The following is a 12,654-nucleotide window of genomic DNA, read 5'->3' as shown; positions in this document are numbered from 1 at the left end:
ATTGTCTAGGGCTCTCCCGCTCAGGGCATTGTCGGTGGTCACCTGAATAACGGATTGGATGTAACGGATTGGATGTAACAGATTAGGCCTCATCCTGCCCAAGCTGAGCCTTCAGCAGCTCACCTAGGGTGCCGACGCCTGCGTCCTCGGCGCTCTCTTCAGCGTGGTGTTTGCTCGACGATCTTGTTGATGACGTCGGCTGCGCGGTACTCGCTTGTGGGGTGTTGGACTCGGCCTCGGCGATGCGATCCGATGCGAGCGAGAGCCCAATGCGGCGGCGTTCGGAATCGACCTGGACGATCACGGCATCGACCTCCTGGCCAACCTGCACCACATCCTTCGGATGATCGACGCGCCGACCTGCGCCGAGCTCGCTGACGTGGGCTAGCCCTGTGAGGCCAGGCTCGATCTCAACGAAGGCACCGAATGGCTCGAGACGCTCGATGCGGCCGCGCACACGGGTTCCGGAGCGGTAGCGCTGACCAGCGTCTGACCAGGGATTCTTTGCCAAGGCCCGAATCGAGAGCGCGATCCGTTCTGGACGCTTAGGGTTCTTGGTCTGCTCGATGCGAAGAACCGCGACCTCGATCTCTTGACCGATGCTCAGGACCTCTTCGGGATGACGCACCCGGCCCAGGGCGAGCTCGCTGATATGGATCATGCCCTCGACGCCACCCAAGTCGACGAAGGCGCCAAATTCCTGCAGTCCGACCACGGTGCCGGGCAGCACGGCGCCGGGCTCGAGCTTGGCGCGTGTCGCGGCCGCGCGCTGGGCCTGCTCTTCTTCGAGCACGGCACGCCGCGAGACCACCAGGTTCAGGCGCCGACCGCCCTCGAGCTTGGTGATGCGGAAGCTGGACCGCTCGCCGACCAAGATCGATAGGTCCTCGATGAAGCGCAGGTCGGCCTGCGAGGCCGGGCAGAAGGCGCGCTGGCCAGCAATCTGGACCTCGAGGCCGCCTTTGGTGGTGCCGGTGATCTGACCCTCGACCGGGGTGCCGGCCTGGAACGCGGCCTCGAGCTGATCGGTGCCATGGGCATGGCGGCCGTGACGACTCCCAAGCACAAGGGTGCCGCTATCAGGGTCGACGCCGGTCACCGCGGCCTCAATGGTATCGCCGACAACCTTGTTGATCTGGCCGTCGGCGTCACGCAGATTGGTCAGCTCCATGGTCGCCTCGGCCTTGCCGCCGATGTCGACGAACGCATGTTCCTCGCCGATCTCGATGATGGTGCCCTGAACCCGGTCACCTACCTTTGGACGAGCAGCCAGGGCCTGCTCGGTCTTTTCTAGCTCCTTGAGCAGGGCCTCAAAATCGTTGTCGTCGGTCATCAATGGGGGGCCTGTCTTCGGGCCGGTCGAGAGATAGAGGTCGAGAAGCAATGCAGGACTGTGCCTAGACATCCGCCGACGGCACAAGCGCTGCGAATTCTACTCGGCTGACCGGACATGGGGCCAGCAGAAGGGGCGTCTTATTGTGATCTATGGCATCTTGAGCGCGTCTAGACCTCGTTTGGGACGCGCTTGGGCCTCAATTGCGATTGACCTGGCGGACATTGTCGAGCTGATATTCCTGGGCTGACATCGCGGGGCTGGCATCGCTGGGCTGAGAACCTGTCGCGCTGAATTGGTCTCGCCCTAGCCGGGTTGGCGGTCTGTTGATGTCGATAGGATCGATGGTGAGAGCCGCCACCTGGGCATGGGTGTCATCCGCGCGTTAAGCTCATCCCAGGCTGTTGAATGCTTGAAACCGATGCAAGAGGTTCGACCGAATGACCCGTTACGATGTCTTCAATGGCGATGCAGATGGTCTCTGCGCCCTGCAGCAGCTTCATCTGACCGAGCCAGATGCCGAGCGGGCGGTCCTGATTACTGGCACCAAGCGCGATATCGCGCTCCTGCGGCAGGTGCCAGCCGTTGCCGAAGATCAGGTCACGGCGCTGGATATCTCGCTCGACAAGAATCGCGATGCGTTGATGGGCCTGCTTGCGCGTGGCGTGAGCGTTCGCTACGTCGATCATCACTACCCCGGTGAGATCCCAGCCCATCCGAATCTCAAGGCCCATATCGACACAACGGCTGATCGGGGCACGAGCCTCCTAGTCGATGATCTCTTGCAGGGCCGCCAACGGGCTTGGGCCGTTGTCGGTACCTTCGGTGACAACTTCGACACCGCCGCACGGACGGCAGCGCAGTCACTGGGACTGAGGCAGGATGAGCTTGAGCAGCTGCGCGAGCTCGGCATCCTGCTGAACTACAACGGTTATGGTGCCACCGTTGAGGATCTGCATTTTCCGCCAGATGTCTTGTTTGCACGGCTGCGGCCCTACGCCGATCCGCTCGAGTTCGTCCGCCAGGATGATGCCTTTGCTGCGCTGCAAACCGGCTATGCGGACGATATGGCGCGGGCGCGTGCGCAAATCCCGGAGCATAGAAGTGAGACGCATCTGCTCATGGTGCTTCCGGCCGCGCCCTGGGCGCGCCGAGTCGCGGGAGTCTATGCCAATGCGCTCGCACAGCAGGCGCCGATGCGCGCCCATGCCATGCTCACCCGGCTCGCTCAGGGCGGGTTTCTCGTCAGCGTGCGTGCGCCGATCGACCGGCCGGATGGGGCTGATGTGCTTTGCCGACAATTCGAGACCGGCGGTGGCCGTAAGGCCGCGGCCGGCATCAATCAGTTGAAGGACAGCGAATACGCAGATTTTGTCGACGCCTTCTTGATGGCCTTCGGCGAGGCTTGACCGGCTCGCCGGCGAGCTAGGGCCTGGAAGGAGCGAGCAAAGAGGTCTTGGGCGGTTCTGATGCGGCATCTGGTCTTTGTCTATGGCACCCTGTTGCGCGGTGAGGTCAATCATCGGCTGCTTCAAGACGCTGAATGGGTCGGTGAGCATCGCACCGAGCCGCGCTTTAGCCTGTTGCAGCTCGGCGCTTATCCGGGACTGATTGCCGGTGGTCGAACCGCGGTGTCGGGCGAGCTCTATCGAGTCGACCAGGCGGGCCTCAAGGCACTCGACGTGCTCGAAGACTATCCACGACTCTATGATCGGCGCCTGCTCGCGACGCGCTTTGGCCGCGCATGGACCTACCTCTATCGCGGCTCGGTCCGCGACCGCACGCTGATTCCGAGCGGTGATTGGCGGGCGGTCTCACGCCATGCGACACCAACGCGAGCAGCTGCCGTGCGCGGCCGGCGCGATTCGAAGAACCCGGGCCGGCAACAGCAGCTGCGGTCCAGACTCACGGCGACGGAGACGAGTATGACGACTGTGAATAGCGCTTCACAAGCGACCGAGGAGGGCCGTTTTACCATCCAGCTCGAGCAGCGCGAGGGCTTCGAGATCAATGCTGCGTTCGACTGGAAGCGCGCCGCCGATCTGTTGATGGATGAGCCGCCGCCGTTGGGTGAGACCAATGGACCCAACGCCTCACGGCTGCTCGCCGCCGCGGTTGGCAACTGTCTTTCAGCGAGCCTGCTCTACTGCATTGGCAAGGAAGAGCCGCCGGATCAGAGTCTGCGCACCGCGGTGACCTGCGTGATGGTGCGCAACGAGAAGAAGCGCTTGCGTATCGGCCGCATGGAGGTGCAGATGATCGTTGCGCAGGAGCTGGCCGAATCCAAGCGATTTGAGCGGTGTAAGACCCTCTTTGAAGACTTCTGTGTGGTCTCGGCGAGTGTGCGGGCTGGTATACCGATCACTGTCTCGGTGCTCGATGAAGCCGGCAACCTGCTGCACCAGAGCGATTGATCCCAGACTCGGTAATCTGGGCGCACTGATGGCGATGCTCTGATGTCGATCCTGTGGGGGCGCGGACGTCGGCGCCGGCTCCTGTTGTTCGGGCAGGGTGCCGTCGCCGAGGCCTGCGCCCGCGCTCTGGGCGGCGGGCCTGAGCGATTGACCAGGGCTCGGGGCGCTGATATCCGGACCCGCGAGCTGTTGCAGGCGGATGTCTGGTTGCTCGTCGATCTGGACAAGCCCCTAACGCTGCTTCGCAACCTGAGGGCGAGGCTCGAGCAGACGCGCCGTCCGTCGCCGCGGCGGGTACTGATCATCGACGCTGGTCCTGGACCGAGCGCCAATGCCCGGGCCTCGGCAGAGACAGACTGTCCCGAGCATGTCCAACTCGAGCAGGTCTCGATCCCCACAGCTGCGGCTCGGCGACTGCTCGCGAGCTGGCCCTTGCATTGGGGAGCTGATCCGCTCTTCGGTCAGCGTATCCACCTCCTGGTCCTGGGTCGCAGCCCGTTTGCCGACGCGCTGTTGTTACAGGCGCTGCGCATCAGCGGTTACGGCGAGCAAAGGACTCGCTTTACGCTGCTGAGTGACGCGGCTACGGCTTGGGAGCAGACCTTTACCCGGGCCTATCCGCAGGCGCACGAGATTGCCGATCTCAGGTTCGGATCACTGGAGACAGCCAACCTGGCTGCTGCTCCGCCGGTGACGGCGGCGGTGGTCTGTATCGAGCCGATCCCAAAGCTAGCGTCAGAATCAGCATCAGGATCAGGATCGGAGCCAGGATCAGCGCCAGCCTCAGCATCAGCATCAGGGCCAGCATCGGGCCCAGCGCGAACGTCAGGGCAGCGGAGACAACCGGCACCGACATCGGCCCCTGACGCCTTGCGTCAGGCGCAGGCCTTGGTTACACAGCTGCTGGATGCACAGCAGCGCTCGCCGCCGTTCTTCGTCGAGATTGGCGATGCCATTGCTGACGGCGAGCTGAGCGATTGGGATGGCCAACTGATCCCGTTCAGCCAAACAGCGCTCGCGCTTGATCGGGCGTTCCTGCTCGAGGGGCGGGGTGATGAGCTGGCGCGCGTCATCCATGAGCATTACTGCGATACCACTGAGGCCCAGGGACGTGATCCGTCTCTTGAGCCGGCGGGGCAGCCCTGGTCGACACTGGCCTCGTCCTATCGGGATGCGAATCGCCACCAGGCCGATCATCTCTGGGCGAAGCTGGCGATGACCGACTGCCAGGCAGTCCCTGAGAGCCAAGTCGAGTCCTTTGCCTTTGCACCGGTTGAGGTCGAGCGGTTGGCAGTGATCGAGCATGACCGCTGGGCCGCGGACCGCTGGCTAGACGGCTGGTCCTATGCGCCGACACGCGATAACGCCCGCAAGCATCACCCGCAGTTGATCCCCTATCAGCAGCTGTCTGGGCCGATGAAGGATCTGGATCGCTTCGCGGTGCGGCTAGTGCCAACCTTGCTGGCGCGCTCCGGGCTCGGGGTGCTGCGCATGCTTCTGGTCGGCCTGGCAGCGAATAGGACCTTAGAGGAGGAAGTGATGGGGGCGCGGCTCGATCTGCTGATGCGGCGAGCGCTGATGCGATTGAGCGCGCGCTACCCGGACCGTGCCCTGATCATCGCCTCCTCGCTCGAGGCGGCGGCGCCGAGGCGGTTTGTTCGGATGGCGATCCATGAGTTTGGTGCCGGGTTCTTCCTGCTCTTGCCGCGGCCGCTGCCGGATTTGCTGAGCGATCTCGATGCGTCGGAGCGTTTGCAGGTGCTCGCGCTAGTGACCGGCGCCGAGCGTCGGATCTCGCTCTCGGGCGCAAGCGACCTCGAGCGCTGGCTCGATCAACGTGCCGAGATCTTGGTCGAACTTGGCGCCACGGACAGGGAGCCTATGGACCCACCGCTCGCTGCTCACCGCAAACGGTTGCACATCGCCCCCCAAGCCGGGCTGCAGTGGAGCTTCGAGTACTGAGCATCCGTGCCCCGCATCCGAGAAGGAGCCGGTAAAGCGGTGCTGGCCTTCTGTTCGGCCCGGTCTGTTTGGTCCAGTCTGGGCGGCTCGGTCTGTGCGGCCTGGTTCCTACGGCCTGGTTCGTACTCTGGGCGACGGACTAGGCGCTTGGAAGCAGCTCTCGGGTATCTGCAGCGGTGGCCGACCCTGCGCTCAGGGGGAATCGGTAACCCTGGTGCAGGCAGTACCCGAGCCATTTGGAGACAAACAGATTGGCACGCCACTTCGCGGCCAAGGCGGGTGCTTGGTAGTGGCTGAGGATTGGCAGCACCGTTTGCCTCAGGTTGAGAACCTCGACCTGCTCGGCGTCGTGGTAGGCGCGCAGAATCGCGTCCGGCTCTGATGGGTGCTGATGGCCGGTCTGAGCAGGCGGCTCGCCACGCAGCACATGGGTGAGACGCAGCGTCGTGGTATAGGGCGATTGCTCGAGAATCGAGAGTGACAGCTCCGCCCTGCCTTCAGGTGTCGAGCAGAGCTGACCATCGAGTTGGGCTAGGGCCGGCGCGAGCCGCATCAACGCCGCATAGTTCTCTTCGCACAGGGCCATCAAACCGCCGACGTCGGGCGGCGGCGTCAGCAGTACGAGGCGAGAGAAAGAAAACGTAGATGCCTGCATCGCGTCTTTGGGGGCCCGTGTAGCGCAAGGGTGGCGTAGGCCCGGTCGATTGGATGGCCGCCTCCTGTGCTAGGGCAGCCATGCTAGCCGAGATGGAAAGAAACCTGCGGTGGGCTGAATCTTAGGCGTTACCGCCCTGCTGCTTGGCGATGTCAGCGCGCACCTGATCCATATCCAGCTCCTTCGCCTTGCCGATCAGCTCTCGAAACGAGCTCTCGGGGAGTGCGCCCGGCTGCGAGAAGATGATCACATTGTCGCGGAAGATCATCAGCGTCGGGATCGAGCGGATTTGAAAGTGGGCAGCGATGCCCTGGGCTTCTTCGGTGTTGACCTTGGCGAAGACGATGTCCTCGTGGTCGTTCGAGACCTTTTCGAAGACAGGCGCAAACGAGCGGCAGGGGCCGCACCAGGTTGCCCAGAAGTCGACGATGACGAAGGGGTTGTCGTTGATGGTCTGCTCGAAGGTCTGCTCGTTGAGCTCTACGACGGCCATGAGCGGTTCCTCTGTCGCTGAAAAGTAATCGGCAGTCTAACAGAATCCTGGAGGGCTCCGCTGGTTCCCGCCCGCAAGGCGCGGTCATTCGCCGCCTTTGTGCATCATGGCGACGCTGAAATCGCCCGAGAGGTAGCCTTCGACGATCTTTACGTCAACATCCATCTCCGCCCCCCAGACCTCGACTGCTTCGGGCATCAGATAGTTGAAGGTGAGCGACTGATGACTCCCCTTCAGCAGATTGAACACAAGCCCCTGGCGGGCGGCGTTCAAGCAGCGCGCAATGAAGGCCCCGGTCTCTTCCTGCGTCAACAGCGCCATGGCGCCGCTTGCGAGGTACCAATCGGCGTCAGGCAGGGGGTCGCTGAGCACATCACAGCGCATGATCGCGCAGCCTGTGCGCGCACGGGCGCGCTCGACCATCGCCTCGACGGCATCGAGGCCAATGTACTGGCGCGGTAGATCGTTACGAGCGGCGAGAAAGACGTGAAGGTCGCCGAGGCCGCAACCGACATCGACGAGGGAGATGCGCGAGAGATCCGACGGCAGGAGGTTGCGCAGGACCTCGAATCGGATCTGCTGGCTTTCGGTGGAGCGCCAGTGCACGCCTTCGGCGTTATCGCCGTAACGCGCTAAAGCGTGACGGTAGAAGCTTTCGGTATCAACGCGCGGCATCGGGGCTCAGTTGCTGCAGAAGTAGGAAACGGGCCTAGGCTAGGGTTGCCAGCTGGGAACCAGGCAGCCGTCAAGCTGCCGAACCAGCCAGGCGAGCAGGTCGCCGCTGAGGCTCAACGCCGGGGCCTGGAGCCCATGGGCATGTCCGATGGGCACAGTGACTTCATCCTGCGTCTTCATCCGGCGGCTCTGCGCGATTCGATGGCAGTCGTAGCCTTGATCGCCGCCGATCCGACCATCGAATTCAGTGTCGCTGTGAGGGAGAGCAAAAATCTTGAGCATTTTGCTTGACAATCGGTTCTCGCAAAACCAAGTACGTAACTAGGAAAAGGCCGCGTCAACCTTAAGGCATCACACCATGAGACTATCCACCAAGGGCCGCTATGCCGTCACCGCTATGCTCGATCTCGCACTCAACTCGGGCAGAGGGCCGGTAACGCTGGCCGACATCTCGGTCAACCAGGGTATCTCCTTGTCTTATCTCGAGCAGCTATTTGCGGCTCTGCGCGCAAAGCAGCTGGTTCGAGGGATTAGAGGTCCAGGCGGAGGCTACTATCTTGGCAAACCCGCCGCCGAGATCACAATCGCCGACGTGATCTGTGCAGTCGACGAGTGGGTCGAATTCACCCGCTGTGGGGGCCGCGAGAACTGTCGAGGTGGCGAGCGCTGCCTGACGCACAGCCTCTGGGACCAACTCAGCGATGAGATCTTCACGTTCCTGAGTGAGATCTCATTGGCGGACCTGGTCGAGCGCGGTCAGCGCGATCGGCGGCCGGAAGAGCAGATCGAGAAACGCCAAGCAGCCCTAAGTAAACAGCGCGCAGCTTAAGGGATTTCTGTCGAAGCTCATAGCGCCTGAGCTGCCTTCTGGCTCAGCTTCTGTTGCATCGCCGGTTCCATGGCCGACGAGTCTTTGGGGATGGGCTCGGGGGTGGGGTTTCTGGCGGTCTTCTGAACGCTGACGAGCGCTTCTGCGCCATGCGTGCCGATCTTGCCAGCGATCGGCTCCGTAAGGCCGTCCCCGAGTGACGGTATCCGCTAGCGCTGGCTTTTATACCCATCGCAGATCAGTTTTCGGCGTTGCGAGCCCGCTCCGGGTCGGGCAACGGCGATCGGGGGACGCCGTGAATCCGTCCTTGGAGGCTTGACGACGGCATCCATGCCGTCGACACCCCCGCTCGCCGCCACCCGACCCTCCACTATGCCGTGCCATCAATTGGGATGCTTTTGGTATATCATCGTCTTCAACAGTCGGCGAAGCGCGTCGGGCCGGGCGCGGATCTTGGCCTAGATCAGGTGGCGGGTGCATCGTCTCGCCAGCTGACCGATAAGCGATGCTATGCTTAGCGATTCGGCTCGCTTCAACAGGATCGGTAGTTTACTCGTTGATGCGCTAGGCCGCACACCCCTGCGCGCCGACTGAGCAGCGCCTGCGTTGCCGTTGTGCCGAGCAGTTCCCTTGGGCACAAGCGAGAACCCCTGTCGCCATGCCGGTTGAAACCGACGAGCTGCAAACGATCCAGGACCTCGTGCGTTGGGGGGGCTGCCGCTTCACCGAGGCCGGGCTCCACTTTGGCCATGGCACAGACAACGCGTTCGATGAAGCAGCCTGGCTGGTTGCCGATGCGCTCAAGATGCCACTTGAGCTGATTGCCGAGTACGGCCAGTGCCGCGTGACCGACACCGAGCGCGAGGCCGTGGTCGTTTTGCTCGGGCGACGGATCGATGAGCGTCGACCGGCAGCCTATCTGATCGGCCGCACCTGGTTTGCGGGACTGGAGATGCTCGTCTCCGAGCATGTCATGGTGCCGCGCTCGCCCCTGGCAGAGCTGATCAGCCACGGCTTCGCGCCCTGGGCGAAGCCCGCTGAGGTGGGGCGGATACTGGATCTCTGCACTGGCAGTGGCTGCATCGGGATTGCCGCGGCCATGCATCTACCCGACGCCGATGTCGATCTGGCCGATATCTCACCGGCTGCGCTGCGCATCGCGATGCGCAATCGCGCGCTGCATGGCCTCGAGGATCGGGTCCGGATCATCGAGTCCGATCTGTTTGCCGCGATCGATGATGAGGCGGTCTACGACATCATCGTCTCGAATCCACCCTATGTCGCTGCGGCGGAGCTGGAATCGCTGCCCGCCGAGTATCGCCACGAGCCGCAGCTTGCATTTGCGGCCGGAGAGTCCGGACTCGATCTGGTCTTGCGTATCCTACGCGATGCGCCAGACTTCCTGGCCGATGATGGTCTCTTGATCGTTGAGGTTGGCAGTGCCGCGGAAACATTGCAGGATCGTTTCCCGGAGCTGCATCTGACTTGGCTCGAGTTCGAGCGCGGCGGCGAAGGCGTGTTTCTGATGCGCCGCCCGGAGCTGGTCGAGGCACATGCAGCGTTCGCAAAGGCGGTCGGAGACGCCTAGATGCCGACGCTAGCGTCTTGGCTATCGGCCATCCGATGTCTCGGCCGCGGTGCCTGCTCACCAGCGGCTCGGTGTTAGAGGCTGTCCTTGCTCCATGATCCGCCGGATTCGGAGCCGCCCTTTGGCTTGAGATCAGATCCTGAATCAGACAACGCAACGAGGCCCGACGACCGCGCCTTGAGGTAGAAGAACGATGCTTGAAAAGACCGATACCACCAAGACTCAAGATCCCTCTGCTCAGGGGAGTCGTCATCAGGAAGGGTTCGATGGGCAAGCGAGCGGACACCCAGCAGGCGCGGGGCGCTCCCTCGCCAGCGAGGGGGCGGCCGATCAACGGACGGTGTTCGACCTCGAGCTGATTCAGCGCTACGACCAGAGCGGCCCGCGCTATACCTCCTATCCAACGGCGGTCGAGTTCGATCCGGCCTTCGATGAGACCCGCTATCAGCAGGTCTGTCGTGAGACCAATGCGAGCGGTCGACCGCTCTCGCTCTATTTCCATATCCCATTCTGCGACACGGTCTGCTTCTACTGCGCCTGCAACAAGGTCGCGACCAAGGACCGCAGTCTGGTGCAGCCCTATCTGCATCGCGTCTACAAAGAGCTCGAGATGCAATCGGCGCTGTTCGACGACGACCGCCTGGTCGAGCAATTGCACTGGGGCGGCGGCACGCCGACCTTCATGAGCGCTGAGCAGATGCGCGAGCTGATGGCCGAGACGCGCAAGCACTTCAAGCTGGCCGATGATGAGGTCGGGGAGTACTCGATCGAGATCGATCCACGCGAGGCCAAGGGCGATACCATCGCGCTTCTGCGCGAGATCGGCTTCAACCGGATGAGCCTTGGCGTCCAGGACTTCGATCCGCGCGTGCAGAAGGCGGTCAACCGGGTGCAGACCGAGGACGAGACCTTCGCCGTGCTCGAGGCGGCCCGCCGCGAGGGCTTCCGCTCGATCAGCATCGATCTGATCTATGGACTGCCACATCAGACCGCTGAGAGCTTCATGGACACGCTCGACAAGATCATCGCGGTCGGCCCGGAGCGGTTGTCGGTGTTCAACTACGCGCACCTGCCGCGGCGCTTCATGCCGCAACGCCGGATCGACGAAGATCAGCTGCCACCGCCGCAGGTTAAGCTCGAGATCCTCCAGGCCACTACCGAGCGTCTCTCAGAGGCCGGCTGGCTCTATATCGGCATGGACCACTTTGCCCGTCCCGATGACGAGCTGGCGCTGGCGCAGCGCAATGGCACCCTCTACCGCAACTTCCAAGGCTATTCGACCCATGCCGATTGCGACCTGATCGGCATCGGTGTGACCTCGATCGGCAAGGTCGGTGCGACCTATGGCCAGAATCGGCGCGAGCTCGACGAGTATTATGCGGATATCGACGCCGGCCGGCTGCCGGTGTTCCGCGGGATCGAGCTGAACCGCGACGACGAGATCCGCCGCGATGTGATTACGCGTCTGATCTGTCACTTCAAGCTGGATTTCGGCGAGATCGAGCGCGCCTGGGACCTCAACTTCCAGAACTATTTCGGCCGCGATCTGGCCAAGCTCGAGGGCATGCAGGCCGATGGCCTGCTCGAGATCGACAGCAGCGGTATCCGTGTGCACCCCAAGGGCCGGATGCTGATCCGCAACATCTGCATGGCCTTCGATGCCTACATGGAGGCCAAGCAAGGGCAGGGTGGCTTCTCGAAGGTGATCTGAGGCGATTGCCGGGCCATATCGGAGCCGGAGATCGAAGCCCGAGATCGGAGCCGGAGCAATAAATTGCACCTATGAGCGACAGTCTCTCGACCTTATTTCGGCAAGCCGCTGCGCGCTGGCCCGAGTCTCCGGCTGTGCTCGCCGAGCCCGTCTGGAGCTATCGGCGTTTGGATCAGGCGTCGGATGCGTTTGCCGCTGGCCTCATCGCAGATGGACTCGCGCCGGGGCAGCGGGTTGCGCTGCTCTGTCCGAACAGTGCCGAGTTTGTCGTTGCCTATCTCGGGGTGCTCAAAGCAGGCGCGGTCGTTGTTCCGATCAACCTCTTGTTGAATCCCGCAGCGGTTGCCTTCCAGCTCCAAGACTGCGGCTGCGAGGCGTTGATCGCGCATTCGGCGATGGCCGACACGGCCCGAGCGGCGCTGTCGCAGGCGCCTGCGGTGAGGCTTCGGATTGGCATCGGCGGCGATCTGGGCCTGAGCGCATCCGCGATGGAGTCGATGATCGGGGTGCCCGCCTCAGCGCCTGAGGTCGAGCGCTCGGCATCGGATGATGCGGTCATCCTCTACACATCGGGGACCACCGGTCGTCCCAAGGGGGCCGTGCTCACGCATGGCAATCTGGCTGCCAATGCATCGGCCGTGGCTGAGGTCCTGGCCTTGGAGCCGGAGCGCGATCGCTTGCTCGTCGTCTTGCCGATGTTTCATGCGTTTGCCGCGACCGTTGGTGTCCTGACCCCTTTGCTCAGCGGCGCGGCGATGATTCCGATCGCGCGTTTTGATCCACAGCTGATTGTCCAAGGGATTGCTGGGTACCGGGCGACGATCTTCTTGGGTGTGCCGAGCCTCTATGGGCTCTTGCTGCGTCTGCCCGATGACCAGGTTGCGGCTTGGGCCAGTGTGCGGCTTTGCATCTCTGGCGGTGCGGCGATGCCGCAATCCCTGATGGAGCAGTTCGAGCAGCGCTTCGGCGTGCCGATCCTCGAAGGCGATGGGCC

General features: G+C 63.0%; 12 protein-coding genes. 8 read left to right on the top strand and 4 right to left on the bottom strand.

Annotation, left to right across the window (positions count from 1 at the left end):
• Nucleotides 1-82 precede the first annotated feature (82 nt).
• Nucleotides 83-1,333: a 30S ribosomal protein S1 gene (locus ACY693_RS06910; RefSeq protein ID WP_462321096.1), complete on the bottom strand. Its 1,251-nt coding sequence runs from the start codon at nucleotides 1,331-1,333 to the stop codon at nucleotides 83-85.
• A 440-nt stretch (nucleotides 1,334-1,773) separates the two neighbouring features.
• Between ACY693_RS06910 and ACY693_RS06905 the strand changes: the two genes are divergently transcribed.
• Genes ACY693_RS06905 through ACY693_RS06895 form a run of 3 tightly spaced genes read left to right on the top strand, consistent with a single transcriptional unit; the run spans nucleotide 1,774 to nucleotide 5,709 of the window.
• On the top strand, nucleotides 1,774-2,742 hold the full coding sequence (locus ACY693_RS06905; protein WP_462321095.1) for an acetyltransferase: 969 nt from the start codon (nucleotides 1,774-1,776) through the stop codon (nucleotides 2,740-2,742).
• A gap of 60 nt (nucleotides 2,743-2,802) precedes the next feature.
• A complete protein-coding gene (locus tag ACY693_RS06900) occupies nucleotides 2,803-3,747 on the top strand; it encodes a gamma-glutamylcyclotransferase (protein WP_462321094.1) in 945 nt (314 codons plus the stop codon).
• 42 nt (nucleotides 3,748-3,789) lie between these two features.
• Entirely contained in the window at nucleotides 3,790-5,709 is a 1,920-nt protein-coding gene (locus ACY693_RS06895; RefSeq protein WP_462321093.1) for a RyR domain-containing protein, read from the top strand.
• A 139-nt stretch (nucleotides 5,710-5,848) separates the two neighbouring features.
• Here the strand turns inward: ACY693_RS06895 and ACY693_RS06890 are convergent, their stop codons facing one another.
• From ACY693_RS06890 to ACY693_RS06880, 3 genes are all read right to left on the bottom strand, one after another.
• Nucleotides 5,849-6,295 (bottom strand): DUF1249 domain-containing protein, encoded by a 447-nt coding sequence (locus tag ACY693_RS06890; RefSeq protein WP_462321092.1) that lies wholly within the window; start codon nucleotides 6,293-6,295, stop codon nucleotides 5,849-5,851.
• 190 nt (nucleotides 6,296-6,485) lie between these two features.
• Nucleotides 6,486-6,857, bottom strand: a complete 372-nt coding sequence (trxA, locus tag ACY693_RS06885; protein WP_462321091.1) for a thioredoxin — start codon at nucleotides 6,855-6,857, stop codon at nucleotides 6,486-6,488.
• 84 nt (nucleotides 6,858-6,941) lie between these two features.
• A complete protein-coding gene (locus ACY693_RS06880; protein WP_462321090.1) occupies nucleotides 6,942-7,532 on the bottom strand; it encodes a class I SAM-dependent methyltransferase in 591 nt (196 codons plus the stop codon).
• 141 nt (nucleotides 7,533-7,673) lie between these two features.
• Between ACY693_RS06880 and ACY693_RS06875 the strand changes: the two genes are divergently transcribed.
• The 5 genes from ACY693_RS06875 to ACY693_RS06855 form a co-directional block, all read left to right on the top strand.
• Complete coding sequence (locus ACY693_RS06875; RefSeq protein WP_462321089.1) at nucleotides 7,674-7,823, top strand: hypothetical protein; 150 nt, start codon at nucleotides 7,674-7,676, stop codon at nucleotides 7,821-7,823.
• 67 nt (nucleotides 7,824-7,890) lie between these two features.
• The gene (locus tag ACY693_RS06870; RefSeq protein WP_462321088.1) at nucleotides 7,891-8,361 is read left to right on the top strand and encodes an Rrf2 family transcriptional regulator; all 471 of its coding nucleotides are present in this window, start codon (nucleotides 7,891-7,893) and stop codon (nucleotides 8,359-8,361) included.
• A gap of 658 nt (nucleotides 8,362-9,019) precedes the next feature.
• Nucleotides 9,020-9,949 (top strand): 50S ribosomal protein L3 N(5)-glutamine methyltransferase, encoded by a 930-nt coding sequence (gene prmB, locus ACY693_RS06865; RefSeq protein ID WP_462321087.1) that lies wholly within the window; start codon nucleotides 9,020-9,022, stop codon nucleotides 9,947-9,949.
• Between the two features lie 193 nt (nucleotides 9,950-10,142).
• Nucleotides 10,143-11,660: an oxygen-independent coproporphyrinogen III oxidase gene (hemN, locus tag ACY693_RS06860; protein WP_462321086.1), complete on the top strand. Its 1,518-nt coding sequence runs from the start codon at nucleotides 10,143-10,145 to the stop codon at nucleotides 11,658-11,660.
• Nucleotides 11,661-11,731: 71 nt separating this feature from the next.
• Nucleotides 11,732-12,654: AMP-binding protein (locus ACY693_RS06855; RefSeq protein ID WP_462321085.1), on the top strand; the 923-nt coding region annotated here is incomplete at its 3' end.

The sequence above is a fragment of the Halochromatium sp. genome (assembly GCF_054919635.1).
This window is presented reverse-complemented; position numbering and strand designations above follow the sequence as displayed.

What these genes read in the sequence shown, in the direction of transcription:
- hemN (WP_462321086.1), top strand. Translation starts at nt 10,143, where the DNA reads ATGCTTGAAAAGACCGATACCACCAAGACTCAAGATCCCTCTGCTCAG.
- ACY693_RS06880 (WP_462321090.1), bottom strand. Translation starts at nt 7,532, where the DNA reads ATGCCGCGCGTTGATACCGAAAGCTTCTACCGTCACGCTTTAGCGCGT.
- ACY693_RS06895 (WP_462321093.1), top strand. Translation starts at nt 3,790, where the DNA reads ATGTCGATCCTGTGGGGGCGCGGACGTCGGCGCCGGCTCCTGTTGTTC.
- trxA (WP_462321091.1), bottom strand. Translation starts at nt 6,857, where the DNA reads ATGGCCGTCGTAGAGCTCAACGAGCAGACCTTCGAGCAGACCATCAAC.
- prmB (WP_462321087.1), top strand. Translation starts at nt 9,020, where the DNA reads ATGCCGGTTGAAACCGACGAGCTGCAAACGATCCAGGACCTCGTGCGT.
- ACY693_RS06900 (WP_462321094.1), top strand. Translation starts at nt 2,803, where the DNA reads ATGCGGCATCTGGTCTTTGTCTATGGCACCCTGTTGCGCGGTGAGGTC.
- ACY693_RS06890 (WP_462321092.1), bottom strand. Translation starts at nt 6,295, where the DNA reads ATGGCCCTGTGCGAAGAGAACTATGCGGCGTTGATGCGGCTCGCGCCG.
- ACY693_RS06870 (WP_462321088.1), top strand. Translation starts at nt 7,891, where the DNA reads ATGAGACTATCCACCAAGGGCCGCTATGCCGTCACCGCTATGCTCGAT.
- ACY693_RS06910 (WP_462321096.1), bottom strand. Translation starts at nt 1,333, where the DNA reads ATGACCGACGACAACGATTTTGAGGCCCTGCTCAAGGAGCTAGAAAAG.
- ACY693_RS06875 (WP_462321089.1), top strand. Translation starts at nt 7,674, where the DNA reads ATGTCCGATGGGCACAGTGACTTCATCCTGCGTCTTCATCCGGCGGCT.
- ACY693_RS06905 (WP_462321095.1), top strand. Translation starts at nt 1,774, where the DNA reads ATGACCCGTTACGATGTCTTCAATGGCGATGCAGATGGTCTCTGCGCC.